The sequence below is a fragment of the Balneola vulgaris DSM 17893 genome (assembly GCF_000375465.1).
GTDB classification, from domain to species: domain Bacteria; phylum Bacteroidota; class Rhodothermia; order Balneolales; family Balneolaceae; genus Balneola; species Balneola vulgaris.
In genome coordinates this window covers 1-23,039 of sequence record NZ_AQXH01000009.1, presented here as the reverse complement: position 1 = coordinate 23,039, position 23,039 = coordinate 1, and the positions used below count along the sequence as shown (strand labels likewise).

Annotated in this window: 25 protein-coding genes; 20 read left to right on the top strand and 5 right to left on the bottom strand. The window is 40.1% G+C overall.

The genetic code is table 11. The features are described from left to right. Nucleotides 1-10: 10 nt before the first annotated feature. The 7 genes from rpsI (at nucleotide 11) to ispH (ending at nucleotide 8,760) form a co-directional block, all read left to right on the top strand. Nucleotides 11-397, top strand: coding sequence for a 30S ribosomal protein S9 (gene rpsI / locus B155_RS0112190; RefSeq protein WP_018128546.1), 387 nt, complete (start codon nucleotides 11-13; stop codon nucleotides 395-397). A 142-nt stretch (nucleotides 398-539) separates the two neighbouring features. Continuing rightward, nucleotides 540-1,403, top strand: a complete 864-nt coding sequence (gene rpsB, locus B155_RS0112185; protein ID WP_018128545.1) for a 30S ribosomal protein S2 — start codon at nucleotides 540-542, stop codon at nucleotides 1,401-1,403. A gap of 27 nt (nucleotides 1,404-1,430) precedes the next feature. Then, nucleotides 1,431-2,264, top strand: a complete 834-nt coding sequence (gene tsf / locus B155_RS0112180) for a translation elongation factor Ts (RefSeq protein WP_018128544.1) — start codon at nucleotides 1,431-1,433, stop codon at nucleotides 2,262-2,264. 78 nt (nucleotides 2,265-2,342) lie between these two features. After that, nucleotides 2,343-3,062 (top strand): UMP kinase, encoded by a 720-nt coding sequence (gene pyrH / locus B155_RS0112175; RefSeq protein WP_018128543.1) that lies wholly within the window; start codon nucleotides 2,343-2,345, stop codon nucleotides 3,060-3,062. 168 nt (nucleotides 3,063-3,230) lie between these two features. Further along, nucleotides 3,231-3,800, top strand: coding sequence for a ribosome recycling factor (frr, locus tag B155_RS0112170; RefSeq protein WP_018128542.1), 570 nt, complete (start codon nucleotides 3,231-3,233; stop codon nucleotides 3,798-3,800). A gap of 71 nt (nucleotides 3,801-3,871) precedes the next feature. After that, complete coding sequence (smc, locus tag B155_RS0112165) at nucleotides 3,872-7,396, top strand: chromosome segregation protein SMC (RefSeq protein ID WP_018128541.1); 3,525 nt, start codon at nucleotides 3,872-3,874, stop codon at nucleotides 7,394-7,396. Nucleotides 7,397-7,542: 146 nt separating this feature from the next. Beyond that, complete coding sequence (ispH, locus tag B155_RS0112160; RefSeq protein ID WP_018128540.1) at nucleotides 7,543-8,760, top strand: 4-hydroxy-3-methylbut-2-enyl diphosphate reductase; 1,218 nt, start codon at nucleotides 7,543-7,545, stop codon at nucleotides 8,758-8,760. 11 nt (nucleotides 8,761-8,771) lie between these two features. Here ispH and B155_RS0112155 read toward each other — a convergent pair whose 3' ends face one another. The 4 genes from B155_RS0112155 to eno form a co-directional block, all read right to left on the bottom strand. Further along, nucleotides 8,772-9,785 carry a CdaR family protein gene (locus B155_RS0112155; protein WP_018128539.1) on the bottom strand — a complete coding sequence of 338 codons (1,014 nt, stop codon included), beginning with the start codon at nucleotides 9,783-9,785 and terminating at the stop codon, nucleotides 8,772-8,774. A gap of 35 nt (nucleotides 9,786-9,820) precedes the next feature. Continuing rightward, a complete protein-coding gene (locus B155_RS0112150; RefSeq protein WP_018128538.1) occupies nucleotides 9,821-10,114 on the bottom strand; it encodes a DciA family protein in 294 nt (97 codons plus the stop codon). After that, entirely contained in the window at nucleotides 10,104-11,240 is a 1,137-nt protein-coding gene (gene recF / locus B155_RS0112145) for a DNA replication/repair protein RecF (RefSeq protein WP_018128537.1), read from the bottom strand. The genes B155_RS0112150 and recF overlap by 11 nt, the downstream gene beginning before the upstream one ends. An 89-nt stretch (nucleotides 11,241-11,329) precedes the next feature. Further along, the gene (gene eno / locus B155_RS0112140; protein ID WP_018128536.1) at nucleotides 11,330-12,619 is read right to left on the bottom strand and encodes a phosphopyruvate hydratase; all 1,290 of its coding nucleotides are present in this window, start codon (nucleotides 12,617-12,619) and stop codon (nucleotides 11,330-11,332) included. Between the two features lie 114 nt (nucleotides 12,620-12,733). Between eno and B155_RS0112135 the strand changes: the two genes are divergently transcribed. Beyond that, nucleotides 12,734-13,426 (top strand): HAD family hydrolase, encoded by a 693-nt coding sequence (locus B155_RS0112135; protein WP_018128535.1) that lies wholly within the window; start codon nucleotides 12,734-12,736, stop codon nucleotides 13,424-13,426. 14 nt (nucleotides 13,427-13,440) lie between these two features. Here B155_RS0112135 and B155_RS0112130 read toward each other — a convergent pair whose 3' ends face one another. Continuing rightward, nucleotides 13,441-14,253, bottom strand: coding sequence for a hypothetical protein (locus B155_RS0112130; protein ID WP_018128534.1), 813 nt, complete (start codon nucleotides 14,251-14,253; stop codon nucleotides 13,441-13,443). A gap of 130 nt (nucleotides 14,254-14,383) precedes the next feature. On the opposite strand from B155_RS0112130, the gene B155_RS0112125 reads away from it, so the two are divergent. The 12 genes from B155_RS0112125 to B155_RS0112065 all read left to right on the top strand — a co-directional run bounded on the left by B155_RS0112125 (nucleotide 14,384) and on the right by B155_RS0112065 (nucleotide 22,789). After that, complete coding sequence (locus B155_RS0112125; RefSeq protein ID WP_018128533.1) at nucleotides 14,384-14,782, top strand: hypothetical protein; 399 nt, start codon at nucleotides 14,384-14,386, stop codon at nucleotides 14,780-14,782. 2 nt (nucleotides 14,783-14,784) lie between these two features. After that, the gene (gene prmC / locus B155_RS0112120; RefSeq protein ID WP_018128532.1) at nucleotides 14,785-15,642 is read left to right on the top strand and encodes a peptide chain release factor N(5)-glutamine methyltransferase; all 858 of its coding nucleotides are present in this window, start codon (nucleotides 14,785-14,787) and stop codon (nucleotides 15,640-15,642) included. 385 nt (nucleotides 15,643-16,027) lie between these two features. After that, a complete protein-coding gene (dnaA, locus tag B155_RS0112115; RefSeq protein ID WP_018128531.1) occupies nucleotides 16,028-17,467 on the top strand; it encodes a chromosomal replication initiator protein DnaA in 1,440 nt (479 codons plus the stop codon). A 4-nt stretch (nucleotides 17,468-17,471) separates the two neighbouring features. Beyond that, nucleotides 17,472-17,828 carry a dihydroneopterin aldolase gene (gene folB, locus B155_RS0112110; RefSeq protein WP_018128530.1) on the top strand — a complete coding sequence of 119 codons (357 nt, stop codon included), beginning with the start codon at nucleotides 17,472-17,474 and terminating at the stop codon, nucleotides 17,826-17,828. After that, nucleotides 17,816-18,304: a 2-amino-4-hydroxy-6-hydroxymethyldihydropteridine diphosphokinase gene (gene folK, locus B155_RS0112105; RefSeq protein ID WP_018128529.1), complete on the top strand. Its 489-nt coding sequence runs from the start codon at nucleotides 17,816-17,818 to the stop codon at nucleotides 18,302-18,304. The genes folB and folK overlap by 13 nt, the downstream gene beginning before the upstream one ends. Beyond that, nucleotides 18,305-18,946 (top strand): deoxynucleoside kinase, encoded by a 642-nt coding sequence (locus B155_RS0112100; RefSeq protein WP_018128528.1) that lies wholly within the window; start codon nucleotides 18,305-18,307, stop codon nucleotides 18,944-18,946. A 65-nt stretch (nucleotides 18,947-19,011) separates the two neighbouring features. After that, the gene (locus B155_RS13890) at nucleotides 19,012-19,158 is read left to right on the top strand and encodes a hypothetical protein (protein WP_018128527.1); all 147 of its coding nucleotides are present in this window, start codon (nucleotides 19,012-19,014) and stop codon (nucleotides 19,156-19,158) included. 3 nt (nucleotides 19,159-19,161) lie between these two features. Continuing rightward, nucleotides 19,162-19,719: a tetratricopeptide repeat protein gene (locus tag B155_RS0112090; protein WP_018128526.1), complete on the top strand. Its 558-nt coding sequence runs from the start codon at nucleotides 19,162-19,164 to the stop codon at nucleotides 19,717-19,719. Nucleotides 19,720-20,018: 299 nt separating this feature from the next. Next, on the top strand, nucleotides 20,019-20,453 hold the full coding sequence (locus B155_RS13940) for a hypothetical protein (RefSeq protein ID WP_018128524.1): 435 nt from the start codon (nucleotides 20,019-20,021) through the stop codon (nucleotides 20,451-20,453). Nucleotides 20,454-20,633: 180 nt separating this feature from the next. Beyond that, complete coding sequence (locus B155_RS0112075; RefSeq protein ID WP_018128523.1) at nucleotides 20,634-21,260, top strand: RNA polymerase sigma factor; 627 nt, start codon at nucleotides 20,634-20,636, stop codon at nucleotides 21,258-21,260. A 2-nt stretch (nucleotides 21,261-21,262) separates the two neighbouring features. After that, entirely contained in the window at nucleotides 21,263-21,649 is a 387-nt protein-coding gene (locus B155_RS0112070) for a hypothetical protein (RefSeq protein ID WP_018128522.1), read from the top strand. Between the two features lie 93 nt (nucleotides 21,650-21,742). Beyond that, nucleotides 21,743-22,789 carry a BF3164 family lipoprotein gene (locus tag B155_RS0112065; protein WP_018128521.1) on the top strand — a complete coding sequence of 349 codons (1,047 nt, stop codon included), beginning with the start codon at nucleotides 21,743-21,745 and terminating at the stop codon, nucleotides 22,787-22,789. Nucleotides 22,790-23,039 lie beyond the last annotated feature (250 nt).

Here is a 23,039-nt window from a genome sequence, read left to right as displayed (position 1 = left end):
GATCTTAATAATGGCACAAGCTAATTACATCGGAAGAAGAAAAACCTCAACTGCCAGACTTTACATCAAGCCTGGAAAAGGTTCTTTCTTAATCAACAATACTCCTATCGAAGAATACCTACCGGTAAAAGCTATGCAGAACATAGCGCTATTACCTATTCACGTAACTGAACTTGAAGGCAAGTTCGACATTAAAGTTACTGTGCGTGGTGGTGGAAAATCTGGTCAGGCAGGTGCGGTACAACACGCTCTTGCACGTGCATTAGACGGCGAGAACGAAGGCGTACACAGCATGCTTAAGGAGCATGGATTGCTTACACGTGACGATAGAATGGTAGAACGTAAGAAATACGGTCAGCCTAAAGCACGTAAGAAGTTCCAGTTCTCTAAGCGTTAATACCTACTTCGCTATACTTCGATACAACACAATTTAACCACACATATGTGGCGACTTAACACCTGGTGTTCTGATATAAGGTCAGGATTGGTTGTTAAGGAAGACCCACATAGCGGATAAACCTAAACACATATCTGAAAAAATGCCTAAAGCAGCTTCAATAGAAGAATTACTGAAGTCAGGTGCACATTTTGGCCACTTGACTCGCCGCTGGAACCCGAAAATGAAAGATTTTATCTTCATGCAACGCAACGGGATCCACATCATTGACCTCAAAAAAACTCAACACTACCTACAAGACGCTCTCGACGAGATTCAAAAGCTTTCTCGTGCTGGCAAGACTATTCTTTTCGTAGGTACGAAAAAACAATCTACTGAAATCATCAAAGCAGAAGCTATCCGTGCGGGTATGCCTTTTGTAACGCACAGATGGTTAGGCGGTATGCTTACAAACTTCTCTACGGTTCGCAAGAGCATTAGCCGTATGGAAGAGATTGAAAAAATGAAAACTACAGGTACTATCAACGAGCTTACTAAGAAAGAAGGCTTGATGTTAGAACGTGAGCAGGAAAAACTTGAGAACACCCTTGGCGGTATCGCTAACATGGGTCGTCTTCCAGGTGCTATTTTTGTAGTAGATATCATTAAAGAACACCTTGCTGTGAACGAAGCGATCAAGCTTCATATCCCAGTTATCGCAATGGTAGATACTAACAGTGATCCTGATGTACCTGATTTCATCATTCCTTGTAACGATGATTCTGCACGTACTATTCAGTTAATCTCTTCACAAGTTGCAGACGCTATTATTGAAGGCTCTGCGGAAAGAGAAGCTAACGCTGAAGAAGAGCTTATGGAACAAGCGGCTGTTGAAGCAAAAGAAGGATCGGATGACGATTCAGCTGATGTTAAAACTAAGCTTCGTTCAAGAAAAAGAAAAAGCAAAGATGCAGACCAAACTGCCGACGCCGACAAAGCTGACGCTGGATCTGAAGAAGAAGAATAATTTTAACTCTATAAACTATTCAGAGAAATGAGTATTTCTGCTGCTGACGTAAAAAAACTAAGAGACATGACCGGTGCGGGCATGATGGACTGCAAAAAGGCCTTAGCTGAAACCAACGGCGATTTTGATGCTGCTGTTGAGTTTCTTCGCAAAAAAGGTCAAAAAGTAGCCGACAAGCGTGCCGACCGTGATGCTAAAGAAGGTTTAGTACTTTCTAAAGTAAGCGATGATGCTAAAAAAGCTGTAGCTATCGAGATTAACTGCGAAACTGATTTCGTAGCTCGTAACGAAGATTTCCAAGCACAAGCACAAAGCTTTTTAGATGCAGCTTACGAAGCTGAAACTGAAAACCCAGAAGCTCTATTAGCTCAAGAAGTTGACGGCAAAACTATTGCTGATCACCTTCAAGAAATGGTTGGTAAAATTGGTGAGAAAATCGAAATCTCTACCGTTGTTTTAGTGAAAACTGAAGGAACTGTAATCGATTACATCCACGCTGGAAACCAACTAGGTGTACTTGCTGAATTTGATGGCGTGGTTGAGAACGAAGATGTTGCTCGCGACGTAGCTATGCAAGTTGCTGCAATGAACCCAATTGCTACTACTCGTGACGAAGTTGATTCTTCACTTGTTGAGAAAGAATTGGAAATTGCTAAAGAGCAGTTAATCAACGAAGGCAAGCCTGCTGAGATCGCTGAAAAAGCAGCTCAAGGTAAACTTCGTCGTTTCTACGAAGAACGTGTATTGCTTGAGCAGAAGTTCGTTAAAGATAACGGCATCTCAATCAAACAATATTTGGAGCAAAACAACACTCCATTAGTTAAGTCATTCCGTCGAATTCAATTAGGCGAAGAGGCTTAATCTTTTTTTCTTACATTAAGGCTGTTCCAATTCGGAACGGCCTTTTTTTTGGCCTTTAATTTTTTAAAACAGAGTATAGTGGCAAATAAGTACAAGCGCATTTTACTAAAATTAAGCGGAGAGGCATTATTAGGGACACAAGGTCACGGTATAGACGGTGACATCCTTACCCAGTACGCCGAAGAAATCAAAAGCGTACAAGAAGCGGGAGTAGAAGTATCCATCGTTATTGGTGGCGGTAATATTTTCAGAGGTGTTAAAGGCGCTACTGAAGGTATGGATCGTGTTCAAGGCGATTACATGGGTATGTTAGCAACTATGATTAACAGTATGGCTCTTCAAGATGCACTTGAACGCCAAGGGGTAAAAACCCGACTGATGAGCGCTATCCGTATGGAAGCCATCGCAGAACCATTCATTCGTCGTCGTGCAGTTCGTCACTTAGAAAAAGGACGGGTAGTAATTTTCGGCGCTGGAACTGGAAACCCATACTTCACTACCGATACAGCTGGTGCGCTACGTGCCATTGAAGCTGAAGCCGATGTAATCCTTAAGGGAACTCGTGTGGATGGTATCTATGATTCAGATCCAGAAAAGAATCCTGATGCACAAAAATTTGATGTGATTACCGGTGATGACGTTCTTCAACGTAGGCTTTCGGTAATGGATTTAACCGCTTTCACCCTTTGCCGCGAAAACAACACCCCTATCATCGTATTTGATATGAATACTAAAGGGAATTTCAAGAAGATTGTGGTAGACGGCGAAGCTTTAGGTACTACCGTAATTTGGGAGTAAAGCCCTCAAACTATTTTCTTAAGGGAAGTTTCTGAAATTCAGGAACTTCCCTTTTTTATTTCAATTCAAATCAGTCTAACAAAAACCTTTAAGAAATAACCATGAGTTTTAGTAACTTCGCAAAGTTATAAAAGTGGCTCATTTATTATTTAACAAGACATTTTAGTTATGATTCCAGAGGAATTACAAGAAATTATCGACGAAGCGGACATCAAAATGGAAGATGCCGTAGCATATCTAAAAAAAGAGTTTTCTCACATTCGTGCGGGTAAAGCAAATCCAGCACTTATTGAAGGGGTTAAAGTTGAGTATTATGGATCTCAAACTCCGCTTCAACAGCTCGCTAACATATCGGTTCCAGAACCACGGTTGTTGATGGTATCGCCATACGACAAATCCGCTTTAGCCGATATTGAAAAAGCGATTATGGCCGCTGGCTTAGGGCTTAACCCTATGAATGATGGTGATTTTATTCGCATCCCGCTTCCTATTCTAACTGAGGAACGCCGTAAGGAACTCGTTAAATTATCAAAAGACAAAGCTGAGCAAGCTCGTATTAGTATCCGCAACTCACGCCGTGATGCTAATGATGAAATCAAAAAGAAAGTAGAAGCTGATTCTCTCCCTGAGGATTCAAAATTCGAAGCTGAGGACGAAGTACAAAAAATCACTGACAAGAACATTGCTCTAGTGGAAGAAACCCTCTCTAAGAAAGAAGAGGAAATCATGACGGTTTAAACCGTTTGATGGATGTTGAAAGGCCATTAAATCAGCTTATATCTCGACATCCGAGCAGATTGAATTAACATATGTATATATCCGAACTCAGTTTACAGGGATTTAAGAGTTTTGCTCATAAAACCAAGGTTTCTTTCGATAGTGGTATCACCTCTATTGTGGGCCCTAATGGTTGTGGTAAATCCAATATCGTAGACGCCCTTCGCTGGGTTCTGGGTGAGCAACGCCCGTCGTTGCTGCGTTCATCTGCGATGAGTAACGTAATCTTCAATGGTACGGCTAAGAAAAAAGCCCTGGGTATGGCCGAAGTTTCACTCACTTTCGTGAATGATAAAGGCATTCTACCCATCGAATACAGTGAAGTAACCATTACCCGAAGGCTATACCGTTCAGGAGATAGTGAATACCTGATCAACAACACCTCTTGCCGCCTGAAGGATATCATGGAGTTATTCATGGATACCGGAATGGGATCGGATGCTTACTCTGTGATTGAGCTTAAGATGGTGGAAGAAATTCTTAATGATAAGAATAACGACCGCCGCCGATTATTTGAAGAAGCCGCTGGTGTTACGCGCTATAAAGACCAGAGAAAGCGCACCCTACGTAAACTGGATGAGACTCGAAAAGATTTACAGCGTGTTGATGACCTCCTTATCGAACTTCGAAAGAAAGCTCGTTCGTTAGAGATTCAGGCTGAAAAAGCTGAAAAAGCAAAGAAGTACAAGGTAGAACTAGAGCATCTAGATAAAGCGCTTACTCTGCATGACTTTAAAAAAATTCAAGAAGAATTAGAGCCACTTCAAGAACGAATAAGTAACGCTGAAAAAGAGAAGAAAGAGATTACTGCAGCAGCCGAGGAGTATGAAACGGCTGAAGAAAAAGCACGTGCTCAGTTAATCGAGAAAGAACGTCAACAATCGGATGCTCAACGTAGAGTGAGCCAACTCCATAATGCCATCCGAGAAGCAGACACTTCGCTTCGTATTACAAAAGAAAAGATTCAGAACGAAGAAAAGGTTATCAACGAGTACAAGAAAGACATTGAGCAAGGCGAGGTTGACCTCAAAGAGCTCATGGATTTGTTGACCAATAGTCGTTCCAAGTTAGAGTCGTTTGATGAAGATTTAGAGAAATCAGAACGAATTCTTGAAGAGTCAAAAAAGCAGTATTCACAGATTCAGCAACAGTACAATCGCGAAAGAAATGAGTTGTACGAAATTGAAGTACAACTAAGTCGTGCTAACAACGAGCTGAGTCAACTTCAAACAAAGCGAATTAAAATTGAATCGCGTTTAGAGAACACAGAAGGTGATCTAGAGCGAATTAATGATGAAATCGTTGACCTGAACGATGAGATAGACAATTTAAATGGCGAACAGGGGCTTATTGAGAAGAAGCTGGAATCGCTTACTGAAGAGCGTGACGATCTTGAAAAAGAGTTAGAAGAAGCCCGTGAAAAACGTGAAGGTTTCGCGCAAAAGCAGAATGAGATAAAAGACGAACTGCGCACCCTTCAAAGCCGTAGGTCTTCGCTCGAATCCGAAATTGGATTAATGAACGACTTGGCAAGCTCTAATGAAGCCTTCCCAAGTAGTGTAAAGTACCTGATTGAAAAACATCGCTTCGAGTTCAAAGACATGACTACAGTATCGGAGATATTTGATACCGATCAGAAGCACGCAGTAGCTCTTGAAGCGGCTCTAGGCGATGCATTGAACTATGTGGTGGTGAAGACCCTTGGCGAGGCTAAGCGCGCCGCTACGTTGCTTAAAGAGAATAACAAAGGTAGAGCTACCTTCATCCCATTAGATCAACTTGCCGCAACCTACGATGTTGAGGATGGCAGCTTATTTGATCATGTGAAATCGAAAAGAGAATACTCGGCATTAAAGCAATTACTACTCGGTAATGTTCAAGTATTTGAAGACGTTGAATCGGCCTATTCTGAACTAAAGAGCAAAAACGCAATTGGAGTTACCTATAGCGGAGAAGTAGTTACCAACTCCGGTTTTTACCAAAGTGGAAGTAAAAACAAGAATGCTGGAATTCGGGTTGGTTTAAAGGATAAAATCGAAAAGCTCGAAGCGGAAAAAACCAAGACCGATAAAGAAATTCAGAAGCTGGAAGAGTATCTAGCTCAAATAGTAGATAAATATCAGAAACTTGATATTAGTGTTCTCAGCCAAGGTTTAAAAGAAAAAGAGCAAGAAGTTCGGCGACTTGAGCAGCAGCAACATAGCTTAAGTTCAAAGATTCAGGTATATCAAAAGAATATTGGTGAGTTAGTAAACCGTAAAGACAGCTTGAAGTCGAATGAAGGTACCGCTCAGGAAGAGTTGAATACTATTCAGCCTAAACAGCGCGAACTTCAGAACAATATGCTTGAGCTCGACAAGCAGCAGCAAGACAAAAAAGATTTACTGGAGTCGCTAGAAGAAGACCGTGGCATTGCTCAAACGCGCTATAATGATGCCCAACTGAAGCATCAGGATTTAAAGAACAAAGTTGAGAACCACGAACGAGATGTTCGCCGAGCAGAAACGGGTATTTCAAGTCTTCAAGCCCGCATTGAAAACCGCAATAAACTTACTGAAGAAAGTAAGACGCGCATTCAAGAATACACAGCTAAAATTAGCACCCTTGAAGAAGAGCTTGAACTCAATCAAGAGCTGAAAGTAGAAGCTGATGAAGCCCTTCAGAAAGCAGAAGAAGCAGCGGCAATACAACGTGGTAAAATCAATCAGTTTGATAAAGAGCTGAAAGAAGTTCGCCGCAAAAAAGAAACGAATTTAGAGCTGGTTCATCACTTAGCGATGGCTAAGGAGAAAATGGAGATGCAGTCGCAATCGCTTGCTGACCATATTTGGGAGACCTATGGCGTATTGATGAAGCAAGTTGAAGGCGAGCTACCAGAAGACAAAACTCCAGATGAAGCAAAACAACGTATTAGTTGGCTTCGTCAAAAATTAAATAGCATTGGGGAAGTAAACCCACTCGCTATTGAAGAATACAAGGAAGAGAAAGAACGTCTAGATTTCTACGAAGAGCAGATTAATGACTTGACGGAAGCTGAATCTCAGCTGCTAGAAACCATTCATGAAATTAATGAAACGGCCACCGAGCGTTTCAACACTACCTTCGAGAAAATTAGAACTAACTTCCAGGAAGTATTCAAAACGCTTTTCTTTGAAGACGACAATTGCGATCTCCTTATTGAACAAGATGTGGAAGATCCACTAGAAGCTAAGATTGAAATTTTAGCCCAACCTCGTGGTAAACGTCCTTCGGGAATCTCACAGCTATCTGGGGGAGAAAAAACGTTGACCGCCATTGCCCTTCTATTTGCCATATACTTGGTAAAACCTTCACCATTCTGTGTACTGGATGAGGTAGATGCTCCTTTAGATGATGCCAACATCGAACGTTTCGCAAAGATGATTAAGAACTTCAGTAACGACACTCAGTTTATCATCATTACGCATAACAAAAAGACGATGAGTAAAGCGGAAATGATGTACGGTGTAACGATGCCTGAGACAGGGGTAAGTCGATTAGTTGGCGTAAAAATGGGCGATGTAGACGAGATCGCTTAATAAAACTAAGATCCAAGAAACTCTCCTCTTCCTCCTGATGTTTCTGCAGAAGCTCCGTATATTTATCCCTTCGATAGATACTGCTTGATACCACTCAACATTCAATAGATCACATTTTGGCTCGTAAAAAATTCCAGATTCCAGACATGTATAAGTCGCCTATCATCCGCAAGGTGAAAGAAGCGACTAAAATCACTGATCCTATGAAGAAGGATTTGGAGCCAACCACCCTCGATTTTGGTCCCGTTCAATTTTATGTGCCACGATTTTTTGGGTTTTGCTATGGCGTTGAAAACGCCATTGATATCGCCTATCGCGCCGTAGAAGAGCACTCGGATAAGAACATCTATCTATTGAGTGAAATGATTCATAACCCAACGGTGAATGAAGATCTATTAGCCAAAGGCGTGCAGTTTTTATTTGATACAGATGGAACTGAGCGTATTCCGATTTCCTCACTAAACAGTGACGATATTGTAATTGTACCTGCATTTGGTACAACAGTGGAAATCCAAGAAGAGCTTCAAAAAGTAGGAATCGATCCTTACGAATTTAATACTACCTGTCCTTTTGTGGAAAAGGTATGGAAGCGCGGTAAACAATTGGGGAAGAAAGAATACAGCTTGGTGGTACATGGTAAACATCGCCATGAGGAAACCAGAGCTACGTTTTCACAAAGCGCTCAGCATTCAGCAGTAGTAGTGGTGCTCAATCCCGAAGAAGCTAAAGTCTTAGCTGAGATCATGACGGAAAAGCGCCCACTTTCAGATTTTGATGAACATTTCGCTCATAAAGCAACGCCAGGGTTTAATCCATTGGAAGACCTCAAACGCTTTGGTGTGATCAACCAAACGACCATGCTAGCTACCGAAACTCAGGAGGTTATGGAAATCCTGAGGGAAGCGGCTATACAAAAGTTTGGTGAATCGGATATTCTCGAACACTTTGCAGACACCTCCGATACTTTATGCTATGCTACCAACGAAAACCAATCGGCTACGCTTGCCTTAGCTGAAATGGATGCGGATATCGCACTCGTTGTTGGTGGATATAACTCATCCAACACCATGCACCTAGTGGAAATATTGGAGCATTCCTTCCCTACTTATCATGTAAGGGATGCCGGAGAACTTCATGGCCCAGATGAAATCATCCATTTTGATCAGTGGAAGAAAGAAATTCTACAAACAAAGGATTGGTTGGATACCGCAAAGAATCCAGTTCGCATTGCTATTACTTCTGGGGCATCTTGTCCAGATGTACTGGTGGATGAAGTGATGTTAAAAGTACTGTCGTATTTTGAGGGCACTAAAGAAGTGGATGACGTTATCGTTCCTTTCGAAACGATTAGCTCAGAAGCTTAGTCACACGTATACTACTGATCTACTACACTAAAATAAGCTACCGCTTTCGGTTGGAAGCTGCGTAGTTTCAATGCATACTTAGTGGATACGAGCTCCACGTCAGGCGTTACAAATCCGCTCATATCCTCTTCTATCTTTTGATAAGGCACATACACAACGTATGGGATTGTATTTTGAATTTCGGCGAATTGCTCGAGAGGCACATCATACTTAACGGTTACCGAAGCTGGATTGTACGTAATGCTTTGCCCACGAGGAAGGTCTCTCGTTTGGATGTACACACTCACTTCACTTTCAGTGAATTCCGATACATCTGCTTCAATACTTAACACATCTTGAGAAATAGTAACGAGTGGATCGTTATTGGTAATAATAGCGAGCTCATGAACATCGTCACTTACATTTTCAAGTCGAAGAGTGTCTTCAATAACCCATTCATCAAAATTAGCAATATGAGAGGCCGCTCCTGTAATAGTGATGCTATCAGGGGTTATGGTTGGACCGCTAATCAGTCCATATCTACTTTCGAAATCGAATTCCCAATTCAGTTTTATTGGTACTTTTTTCGAGATTTTCTCCTCTAGGTTCACCGATACAATCAAAGGCTCCACCTTTACTACATCCACTTCTTGAACAGAATTCATTCGTTGACGGACTTGATTGAAGATGTTTACTTCGGCTTCATCCACATCAATTTGAATGGCTGGAGGATTGTTATAGAGGCTGATAAGTGGTAGTGCTGTTCCACTCAAGCTTACTTCTACACTTTCAGGCAGTTTATCGGTAAGCGCCATTTCATCGGGTACATTTCCGATTTCAAGCGGCATATTAACGGTAATATTGAAAGTGCCATTAAGGTTTACCGCAAACCATAAACTAAGTGCGATGATGAACGCCACAACAAACACAATGGCATTTTCTTTACTCCAAATGCGTGCGTCTTCCTCCTCGGTACCTGGCTTAGTACCCTTTCGGATGAAGGCGAGAATTCGCTCTTTAAATTCTTGTATTGGGGCGTTTGACATGATTTCAATATAGATGGGTGTAGCCGCTTATTCAACTAACTTCGAACAATTATCTCCCCTACAACTTGCGACTTTACCCGTGTGTTTAATCGCTTCGCAATCCCGAACCTATTCGCATGAATTTCATGCCTCCATACCTGATTGGTTACTTTCACAACTAGCCTATCGCCTTCAAAATGAACGTCCTTAACTTGAGAAGAGATACGTTCCCCAACCACTTCATTCCATACAGCCAGTACCATCCCCTGCCTCAATTTCTTTTTATGAGGAAACTTATCCAGATACTTCTGGAGGGAGTCGCTTAAAGGTTTAGGTACATCAAATCGCATGAATGCTCTCTACTTTGCCATGTTCAACTTTGTAGAATCTATTTCTGTCGCCATCAAACTTAACATATTCTTCGAAAGGTACTGGATTGGCTGAGGTTATAAAAATCTGTCCTTCATGTTCCTGTAACGCCTTCAACAACACTTCTGTTTTCTTGGGATCTAAATCACCAAAAACATCATCCAACATAAGAATGGGCAAGTCATCTAGCTCATCCGAGTAATAATGAAGCTGCGCTAGTTTTAAAGAAAGAGCAAAAAGTCGATGTTGCCCTTGAGAGCCAAAACGTCGCAATTCGAAATCATCTAAATAGAAAACTACTTCGTCTTTATGCGGACCCGTTAATGTTTGTTCGCGTTCAATTTCTTTATCTACCGTTTCCTCTAAAGCCTTTTCATAAGCAGCCTTTATTACTTCCACATCAGCTGAGGGTTCGCAAAACGTTTGATACTTCAACCCTGTAGTTAAATCCATCCCCGAGATCATCGCATAGTCTTTTTCTAAGTATGCCTTAAAGTTCTCAAGTACCTGATAGCGCATAGCGATAATGCGAGAGCCCGTTTCTACTAATTGCATATTCCAAGGCTCTAAATAGGACTTCAACACTGAAACAGGTCCTTTAAAGTCTTTGAGTAGTGTATTCCGTTGCCTTCTGATTTTACGGTAATCCAAGAGATCGCGTAGATAGGCGGGGGAGATTTGACTGATAAAAGAATCTAAAAAGCTTCGACGTTCTACAGGGCCTTCAAGCGTTAGCTTCTTATCGTCGGGGGCAAGCACCACAACGGGCACCATTCCTATTAAGTCAGACAAGCGATCAAGGGGCGAGTCGTTCACGAAAATCTTTTTTCCTTCACCTCGTGAATAGGAACAAGCCACATCAAATGAAGCACGGATTTGCCCTTCAAAATGGCCATTAATCATGAAATAAGATTCATCACTATGGATCACATATTGATCGGTAGTGGCCACAAAACTTCTCGACATGCATAGGAAGTGGATGGCATCAATTAAGCTGGTTTTACCGGCACCGTTGGGGCCTGTAATCACATTAAGATGTGGAGCCCACTCTACCTTTGTCTTAAGGTGATTTCTAAAATGTAAGAGCTCCTGTTCTGTGATTCGCATAGGTTAATAGTACAAATATTCGCACCAAAAAATGAAAAAAGGCAGCCTCTAAAAAATAAAGACTGCCTTTTAAAAATATGAGATAATGATCAATCTAAACCGAATGCATCATGGCCTAGGTAAATCGCCTGATCTCCTAACTCCTCTTCAATGCGGAGCAGTTGATTGTACTTTGCAATACGATCTGTACGGCTCATAGATCCTGTTTTGATCTGCCCTGCATTGGTTGCCACGGCAAGGTCAGCAATAGTAACATCTTCGGTTTCACCCGAGCGGTGAGAGATCACCGATGTGTAACTATTTTTATGTGCCATTTCGATAGCATCTAAAGTCTCCGTAAGAGTACCAATCTGATTCACTTTAATCAGGATAGAGTTGGCAATGTTGTTATTGATCCCTTTGGCTAAACGCTCCGTGTTCGTCACAAAAAGATCATCGCCTACTAACTGTACTCGGTCGCCAATCGCTTCGGTAAGTTTCTTCCATGCATCCCAGTCGTCTTCTGCCATACCATCTTCAATAGATATGATAGGGTATTTGTCTGCCCAGTTTTGCCAGAATTCAACCATAGCATCGGTATCCCGAGTAGAACCGTCGCTCCACTTAAATTCATATAGTCCTGTGTCTGCATTATAGAACTCAGACGAAGCAGGATCGAGTGCGATTAAAATATCGTCTTTAGGAGTGTAGCCCGCTTTTTCTATCGCTTGAAGAATCACTTCTAATGCTTCTTCATTCGACTTTAGGTTCGGCGCAAATCCACCTTCGTCGCCAACAGCGGTGCTATACCCTTTGTCGCTTAACACTTTTTTTAGATTATGGAATACTTCAGCTCCCATCTGTAAAGAATGGCTGAATGACTCTGCTCCAGCTGGCATAATCATAAATTCCTGAAGATCTACACTGTTATCAGCGTGCGAGCCACCATTGATGATATTCATCATAGGCACTGGCATAACTTTAGCATTCACCCCACCTACATATCTCCAAAGCGGCATACCTAATTCACTACAAGCTGCTTTAGCCACGGCTAAAGAAACACCAAGAATAGCATTTGCACCTAAACGACCTTTGTTTGGAGTTCCATCTATATCTAAGAGTAGCTGATCAATAGCCGGTTGGTTGTAAACAGGCCATCCTCTAAGCTCTTCAGCTATGGTGGTGTTTACATTTTGAACGGCATGTTGAACTCCCTTGCCGAGGTACACGTTTGAATCACCATCACGTAATTCAACGGCTTCAAATTCACCGGTAGAAGCTCCTGATGGTACGGCTGCTCTCCCTAATGCACCGCTATCAAGAATTACATCTACTTCAATGGTTGGGTTACCTCTGGAATCAATAATCTGACGTGCAACTACGTCTTCGATAAAACTCATTAATCTTCTCCATGTTAAAATTTAAGAATTCGTAAAGGTACCACGATTTAATATGTTCTTAAAGCCAATTCCGCGAAGAATTCTTATTTTAACTCTTATTCACCCAATTATTATATGCCACATCCTTGGATTGCCCTTTTCGATATTGATGGAACTCTATTAAGAGTTCAACACTCCTTTGTTCGACCTATGCTTCGCGCCATCTTGCAGGAGTTTGAAATTGATTACCCTAATATGGAAAAGGACGCTTTTTCAGGGCGAACTGACCATGATATTCTAAATTCCTTTTTGGTGAACCATGGCTATTCCAACAGCCTATATTCTCAGATAAAAGAACGGTATATCCAACAAACGGATACTTTACTTGCCCCCGAACATGTTGAGCCTCTACCCTACATTCACCAAGCCATAGATTTTTTTGATGCTATGAATGCTGAAGTGGGTTTATTAACAGGAAATTATCCACGGTCGGCACAAGCTAAATTGCGTGCAGCTCAAATTGAGTACCCATTCTCATTCGGCATCTTTGGCGAGTTTCATAAAAACAGAAATGATCTACCACTACTTGCTCTAGATGAAGTTAAAGATCGTTTAGGGGTTCAACCTGATCCTTCCAAATTCTTAATAATTGGTGATACCCCTAAAGATGTGGAATGTGCGAAGTTTGCCGGGATGAAAAGCGTGGCTATTGCAACGGGCAACTATAGTTATGAAGAGCTGATGGAAACCGATGCCGATATCGTATTGCATAACTTATCGGAGCCGGAAGTTTGGTTCAATCAGCTCATCAACAATGCATCATTATAGGAAGAGCCTTATGGCTATTTCCACATCCAGCCAAATACAAAGCTAATTTGCGCAGTACCGTAGAAACTTTTCGCGTCATAGTCTGGCTCAACAATTAAACGGTCTTGAGCATCATACTGAATTCGACCTTGAGGGTCTAAATCAGGACGATTTGGTTGCATAATCTGTAGACCTTCATCAAAGTACATAAAGGTATAGCCGAACTGCATGCTTTGTAATCGTGCAAAGTTACTATTGAAATCTATTCCCATCTGGATCTCACCGGTCCATCCAAAATGAGACTCTCCATCTTTCCAACCTGTAAAAATATCGTAGGTTGGTTCATTCAGGTTATAAATGAAAACATTGTTTTCTCTGAAGCCATTACCATTAATGTCTTGGAAATAAGGGAAGGTATAAGCTAATACGGGGCCACCTGCTGCACTGGCGAATACTCTAAAATTGTCTGATATGGTTTCGGCAAACAGTCGCTTTTTTAAACCAACGGTTAACGGAAAGGAAACAACCTTTCGATATTTATCTGGAATAGTCTTGGTGCCGAAGAAGTAATCGATGTACGTTTGCTCTCTAGGATCTTTGATTCCGGAAATCTTAAAGTTGATGAGACCCTCGGTATATTTGCTGAAAACCTTACGATATTGGGCGCCCACTCCTAAACCGAAGTCGCTAACACCCACAAAAAAACCGAATCCTGATCGGTATCCTTCGTCATATAAATTTTTGGGAGAATCGGGCCTACGTACTTCTGGCTCCCCAAATTGGGCTAAAACTGAAGTTGAAGTGAGTGCAAAACTTAGAATAAAGCCTAGTAAAAATAATTTTTTCATGACCGTGTTTTTAATAGAGAGACTTAAGGTAATATAAAATCAACGAAAAATAAGTGATTTTCTTATTGCCTTAAGTGAATAACATGTTATTTTCAGCACAAATTTTTTTAATAAATCATTCAATTTGCGTATGAACTCACATACCACATTTTTAGTGTTTGGTCCAGCAGCTACTCTTAAGAGAATGTCTGCGAAGATGTTTAAAGACTATCCACCAAAATTTCTATACGAGCACCACCAAGAAGGTGATAAAGAAAAACTCTTTGTTGCGGTATATGAGGAATATGAAAAGCAGATTAATTCAAGTGTTACTTTAACCTGCATTTTTGAAAGCACCCCTCGTCAGAATAAAATAATTCTGAAAAAAACGGGTGGTCGCATGGGCTTTCGCGGAAGCTCCCTCTCAGAAGACCGAAATGTTGAAGCCAATGTGATTGATTTCATTTTAGACTTTGGTAAGCGCTTTGGCCTAACCGTTCAAGAAGAACAAGTTTCAGACGTAGTAGAAGAAGACAAAGACGAGATCTAATAATGTCGAACACTCAGAATGAGTGGACTGTACTCTCCATGTTAGAGTGGGCTACTCCTTTTTTTGAAGAGAAAGGAGTTAAGAGCCCCCGAATGAGTATTGAATGGTTATTGGCTCATGTTTTAGAAATAAAGAGACTCGATCTCTATATCAATTACGACCGCCCTTTAACCCAAGATGAATTAGCTATACTGCGCCCTCTTGTAAAACGAAGGGCCGCTCACGAACCACTCCAATATATAACAGGTGAAGCCACCTTTTATAATGCCACCCTTAAAGTGGATGAACGAGTGTTGATACCTCGGCAAGAAACCGAGCAACTCGTTCAACTTATCTTCGACGAATATTCTAAAGACACTTCTTTACAAGTTCTGGATATCGGAACAGGATCTGGCTGTATTCCTATTGCTTTAAAAATGGAACGCACAAACTGGGACGTTCATGCCATTGATATCTCGGAAGAAGCCATCGATCTTGCCCAAAAGAACGCCACTCTAAATCACGTTGATATAAATTTTAAGGTTCACAGTTTATTTGAACCTCTAATGAATAACACTTCACCATTCGATCTCATTGTTTCGAATCCCCCTTACATATTATATGGTGAATTGGACCATTTAGACACGGAAGTAAAAGAGTTTGAACCCCACTTGGCATTGTTCTGTGAGAGCACTGCATCTATGTTCAAAGCGCTCTCAGACTTTTGCGATAAAAACTTGAGTGATAATGGAAAAGCGTACTTCGAAATCCACGAAGAATATGGCGATGAAACCCAGCGTGTATTTAATGAGCATGGTTGGAAAACAAGCTTGCTCAAAGATCTTGACGAGAAAGATAGATTTGTTGTAATTCAACGTTGATTTTAGACTATTTTTTTTACGAAGTAGCAGTAAAAATCTCTCATTTTTACAATGTGGATAACTTGTGGAAAAAAAGATTAAAAAAAACTTAAGCTACCTATCCTTGGGTTAATTCTTTGTTACGGCAATGTTATGGCCTGTCAAGAACAATTGGCATAATTACGTAGTTAAATTTTATTTCATTGTGCCCCAAGCATTTAACATGCTTATATAAATGTGGATAACTTTTGACTAACCCTACTTTCAGTGTTTGACTTGCGTTGAATAATTCATCATTTTCAAATCGAGTTAAAAATTAATCGGCGCACAATCGCTGTGGATAACTAAGCTTTCTTTTCGGGAAAGGGAAAGCACGTAATATTTTGTAGGAGTTTAAGAATTGAGGATGATATCTGCTGAAGAGGCATGGAACGAGTGCTTAGACATTATTAAGGACAACATTAGCTACCAAAAGTTTAAGTCGTGGTTTGAACCAATCAAACCAGTGAGTCTAAAAGAGCACACACTCACCATCCAAGTTCCTAGTCAATTTTGGTACGAATGGCTTGAAGAGCATTACTTTGCGATGCTTCGCTCTACCCTAGCAAAAGTTCTAGGGCCAGAGGGCAAACTCGAATACTCTATAGTAATGGAGAAGTCGGAACACATGGAGCACAACCGTGCCATCCGCTTACCGCAACGCCCGATGGGACCTGTACAGCCTCAGGAGATGAATGGCTATCAAGATTATTACCCAGAGCGAATTGAGAATCCTTTTGTTATTCCTGGAATCCGTAAAACTAAAGTAGACTCCAATCTAAACAGCTCTTATGTATTCGATCGCTTTATTGAAGGCGACTGTAACCGCCTAGCTCGCTCTGCAGCCATGGCCATTGCCGACAACCCTGGCAACAACTCATTCAACCCATTATTTATCTATGGTCCTACTGGACTCGGTAAAACGCATTTAGCTCAAAGTATTGGGAATAAGATTAAGCAGAAGTTCGGCGAAGAGAAATCGGTTCTGTATATCTCATCGGAATCGTTTACCAATGAATTTGTTCATGCTATCAGAAATAACAGAGCTAGTGAGTTCTCGATGTTTTACCGTAACATTGATGTGCTGATTGTTGATGACATTCAGTTCTTCAGCGGTAAAGAGAAAACTCAGGAAGAGTTCTTCCATATTTTTAACGCACTGCATCAAGATGGAAAACAGATTATCCTCAGTAGTGATAGAGCTCCAAAAGATGTACCGGATATTGAAGAGCGTTTAATTTCTCGTTTTGGATGGGGATTAAGTGCTGACCTTCAGATGCCTGAATACGAAACGCGTTATGCTATTTTAGAGCGCAAAGCTCAAGATAACGGCATTGAAATTGATCCTGAGATTATTGAATTCATTGCACACAACTTCAAATCTAACGTTCGTGATTTAGAAGGTGCCATCATCAAGTTATTAGCTCACGCTTCACTACAGAACATTGATGACATCGACCTTGCCATGGCTAAGCGTGTATTAAAAGACATGGTGAAGGAGTCGAATACACAGCTATCTATTGAGTCTATTCAAAATTATGTTTGCGACTACTTTGGTATCGACACCAATAAAGTACGCGAGAAAACGAGAAAGCAAGAGATTGTTGAAGCTCGCCAAATAGCCATGTACTTCTCCAAGAAATACACTAAGTCGAGTTTAAAAACCATTGGTTTACATTTTGGTGGTCGCGATCACTCTACAGTAATTCATGCTATATCAACGGTAGAAGAGCGTGTAACAACGAGTGCTAAACACAAGAAGATGCTCGACGAGTTACAACAGCGTATTGAAGTAGCAAGTCTCTAGTTCTATGGATCAGCTCATACTCAAAGGGCTAAAATTTCGCGGCTTTCATGGCTACTTCGACCATGAGAAAAAAGAAGGGAATGACTTTGAAATCGATTTAACCTTCACCCTTTCCCTTCAACGCCCCGCTATTTCGGATGAGCTGGCTCACACCATCGACTATGCCAAAGCACGAGATATCGTTGCTGAAATCATGAATGGTCCCTCTAAGAATTTAATTGAGCACTTGGCTTTACACATTGGTGAAAAACTCTACAATAGTTTTATAACCGAAGAACTAGAAGTGCGCCTGCGAAAGTTGAATCCTCCCATGGATGGCGAGACGGCATACTCGGAGGTGGTGTTGTCGTGGCCGAGGTAATTATTGGCTTAGGATCTAACTTAGACGACCCTCACAATCAGTTACAACAAGCACGGCAATTTTTAAGTGCTTTAAGCGAATCTGAACCTCTTTGCTCTTCTATATATCAGTCGGAACCTGTAGGACCAAGTGAGCAAGATTTTCTGAATGCCGTGATGGTGATAAACACTGAACTTTCCCCTGAAGAGTTATTTAAAAAGCTCAAAAATCAGGAAAAAAAACAAGGGCGCCCATCCCGCTATCCTAAGTGGACATCTCGCACGATAGATCTTGATATTATCGCCTATGATGACTTGGTGCTTGAAACAGATACCCTTATTATTCCACATGCAGAGTATAAAAAGCGATTGTTCGTTTTAGAACCTCTCAAGGAGGTTTTTCCTGATTGGCACGACCCAAAGGATGCTCAAACTATTGGAGAAATGATGGATCATGCTCCAACAATTCGAATCGAGAAAACTCAACTAAGCTGGTAGATGTCGAACCAATTTGATTTTATTGCTATTGAAGGCGTGATTGGAGCCGGAAAAACTTCGCTCGCAAACCTTCTAGCTGAGAAAAAAAATGCCAGAGTTGTACTCGAAGAATTCGAAGAAAATCCTTTTCTACCTAAGTTCTATGAAGACCGTGAGCGCTATGCGTTCCAAACGCAGCTAGCTTTTTTAGCAAGTCGCTTTAAGCAACAACAAAATATGATGAGCCAAGACCTTTTTAGTCAGCTTACCATATCAGATTACATATTCGATAAAGACCGTATTTTTGCTCGCTTGAATTTAGATGACGACGAAATGGCTCTTTATGATAATATATATGGAATCATGTCGGGCATAGCTCCACAACCAGATTTGGTCATTTTTGTGCAATCTTCTGTTGAGCGGTTAATGGAAAACATTACCAAACGTGGGCGTGATTATGAGAAGCACATCACCCCAGAGTATTTAAAAGAATTGAATGATGCGTACAATCATTTTTTCTATCACTATACCCGTTCTCCGTTAATTACTATAAACGCTACCGAGATAGACTTTGTTAACAATCCTGATCATCTCAAGTATATAGAACAACAAATTTTTGAAATGCCTCTGCATTCCAACACACATATTCATATTGCTCCTTAAGAATTATGGTAATCAAACTACTACTTATTGTAGGATTTATATTTTTTTTGAGATACGTGAACAGAATGTTCTTACCTTCCAAGAAGAAAAATAGTCAATTTAACCCCTTCCAGGGATTTGGAGGGACCACCAGCTCAGGTACTTCTCGTAAAAAGAATATTGATCAGATAGAAGACGCTGACTACGAAGATATAACCCACAAAGAAAAATAATCCATGAATTTCGAAGAGAAATTAAACAAAGGCTTTGAGTTACTACAAGATAAAGACATTGACCACGCCTTAGACATAGCTAGAGAGCTTCAAAAAGAAAACGAAGAGTCTCATGAGGCTTATTACCTTGAGGCTCTTATCATGCAACAATTAGGTCAACACGACTTAAGCATGGAGAACATCAACAAGGCTATTGAGCTTGCTGATGACAATGCCGTGTATTTCAATCTTCGTGGTAACAGCTACATGCAAAAAGAAGATCTTGAAAAAGCTGAAGCTGACTTTGACAAAGCTATTGAAATAAGCGACTTCTCTGCGGCACATCGTAGTAAAGTGATGTTGATGCTGATGACTGATCGTGGCCAAGAAGCCATTCCATACCTTATCGATCGCATCAAAAAAGATCCACGTGATGCTGAAAACTGGATTTTAATGGGCGATATGATCAAGCGTGGTGGCCAGTCGGATAAAGCAGCTACCTATTACGAGCAAGCCCTCAAAATCGATCCTGATAATGAGTATGCACGTCGCCAATTAGAAGACGAAGGCGAAGAAATTTAAAACTTCAAGCTAGGCGATGTCGTCTTAATAGCACATTCGCCTACGCCTGAAGCATCGGACATTTCCGGTACTAAAAGCGTTAAGCCTGTTTCATTTTTGGAACAGGCTTTTTTTGTGCCCTTCATTTTCATCGCTAGTAGTGGAACCCTATAACTGAGCTACGAGAACAAGCGCATACTTTTAACTTGTAATTAACTGTAGCATACTGTTTATTATTTAGATAAATGTTTTAAACGGCTTCCTTCTAAAACAGAGTAAGCGAATAAAACACTCATTTATCTTCAACAGGGGGAGAACCAATGTTTGAATCATTAGTGGAGTTTAGAAATTACAACCCAAGTAAAAGCTTCAGTTCATATAGTAATGAGTTTAAGTGTGAACATTTGCTTTTCTATTTTTATGATCCAAAATCGGAGAAACATAATCGATTAAAGGATGAGTGTTTTAGTAATCGTACAATCGCGGATTATATGAACAGTAATTTTATTTGCATCGCAGTTGTTGATCAATTTAGGGAAGCCCAAGAACTATGGACTAAGTTACAACCTAACAAAGATTACAAGGAAGTATTAGTTAACTCTTTTCAATTATTGAATACTACTTCGGGTGCCTATTTAGGCATGTTTGGTCAATTTAATATAGACACTTTGTTTCCTAAACTTATTGATGCTAAACACAAACTAAGTGCCTCAACCAACGATGTAGCATCTTCCGCAAGCACTATTATTTTGTAGAAAGGTGAAATAATCTGGGCTGTTTTCCTAAGGGGTTCAGTTTCAGAATCTTCTTTCATGTACGAATGCATTCGTTGGTAAATTTCTTATTGCTTTTTCTATCTACACGCTGATAACTAATCTCTCCCTATTCTTTTAAATATCTATCACTCAGTAAGTCAGAATTAATTCTACATTCTTTTGAACTATCAGTTTTATGCACCGTCACTAAGAAAACTAGAAACTGTGAACAACCTTTCAGAGCATAAAGCGAACATTCGATTATACCTACTTGTGACGAGGTGCCAAGCTGGTGATATAAAGGCTTTCGAGCAACTTTATGATGAGTTTAGTAGCCGAACCCACACCCATATTAAAAACATAATCGGTGCTGTAGAATCTGAGGATGTCTTACAAGACCTATGGGTCTCTGTGTATTTAAATATTAAAGATTTAATGAACCCACATGGGTTTAAGACTTGGCTTTTTAGGATAACAAGAAATAAAGCAATCGATCACCTTCGATTAAAAAATAAACTGCCCAAAAGCTATGAATTAGAGCTTGATGAAATTTCTGAAGATGCTGTAACACTAGAAGAACCTGATGATTTTTTGAATGAAATAAACGACTCACTGTTAGAAGCTATTTCGGTACTTCCAGCTCCACAGAAAGAGGTTATGCTGCTTAAGTACTGGGAAGGAATGACCTATGAAGAGATTGCTCTAATCATTGGTGAAAAATTGGGCACTGTGCGATCCCGCATTTATTACGGTAAAAAAGCAATTCGGGCCAAATTGAATTTTGAACACATTAATAAACACAAATAGCCATGAATATTATCAAAGAAGACATTATGAATAAAATTCAGGAACAGAATAAAAACAGCAAAATTCTACAAAGAATTTGTATGGCATCTTGGGCTATCACCTTTATAATTACCATTTCATTCGTTGTGTTACTTTCAACGAAATTTATGTCATTACCTGCTGATATATTCGATTATGACTTTGCTGGAAACTTCAAACCATCCCTATTTCAATTTATCTCTGAAACTATTGGCATCACACTTGGCTTTGGAGCTACCTTTTTATTCTTTTTAGGATTTTCAATTATCTCAACGCTAACTGTTATCGTCCGAGCTCGAAACTCCAGCATTAGTGAAGTTAGAATGAGGCTAGAAAATCTTGAATCTGTTTTCATGGAAGGAAAGCAGTAGTGGTTAATTGAATACTTCCGTTGCTAACCGACTGAGATTAACCTTAAAACCTGAGTAGATTCTATATGTACTCAGGTTTAAAATTCGAATCATATGTACTCAAATAATTTCACAAAATATAACCTCTTTGCTACTGCTTTTTTGATTTTTGCGGCAGTCAACACAGCTTTACATGCACAAAGCAAGGTATATGGAATAAATGAAAACACTATCCAAAATAGTACCTCTGAAATAATTGAAAGTGATATTGAGTTTTATCAAGCAAACGATCTGTTAATTTTAAACGGAAAAGTAATTGTTACTGATAGACTAAATACCCCTATTGTACATGTCTTCACTTTTGAAAATCAGACTCAACTTAAGCAAATAAATTCTTTTGGTAATAAAGGTAGAGGCCCAGGTGATTTTGAAGACCCTTGGGTGATGTTCTCAAATGATGATTCTAGTATGCTATATGTATATGACGCAGTTAACAAAAGAATTGCAACTTATAGTAATGAATTTGAGCTGTTAGAGAATGATTATATCATCTTAGAAGGGTTAAATTTCTTTACTAATATATTTACTAATAATAATGTCTTTTACGGAGCTGGTATTACACCTGGATGTCAACTATTAGTTTTTGATATTGATGGGAAAAAAGTGGATTGCATCGGTAAGCATCCCGACCTAAATCTTAATACAGAAGTATCAATTATTACTGAAGCTCAAAGATGGCATTCTTATGCCGTGATAAACTTTAAAGAAAATAGAATCGCATTATTTTATCGACACGCTATTAGAGCTGCGTTGATTGATTTTGGTGGATCCATATTGAAAGAAGAAATTGATTCACACTTTGGCGTACCACTAACTGAGGTTAATAATGGTAATGCTTACCCTGCGGATGCAGACATGAGAGCTTTTATAGCTGCTACCTCGAATGATGATTTTATTTATGCTCTATATTCAGGTGAGGTATCAAATGGTCCATCTTCATCTTTAGGTAAATATGTAATCAAATATGATTGGAATTTGAATAAGATTGCAACATACAAGTTAGATCACTCTTCTATAAGCATCTATTTAGATGATAATAATATGCTTTATTCGATTGAGTTTGAACCTGAAAGCAGAATTAGACTACTAAAGCTGGAATAGATGTGATACTTGAATTAAACTTGATTGCTTAAAAGGAAAAGTATCTAGGATTCTAAAATCTTGAATCTGTTTTCATGGAAGGCAAGCAGTAGACAGGTTAAGCCATTTATCCTTTAAGTCTATTTCAAAACGACTTCCCCAAATAAAAAAAGGCTGTTCCAAAAATGAAACAGGCTTTGCAAATGTGCTCACGAGAGGAGGTCGCAACGGCGACCAGGTCGAACCTACCTAAATCGGTAGGCGGGCCTCA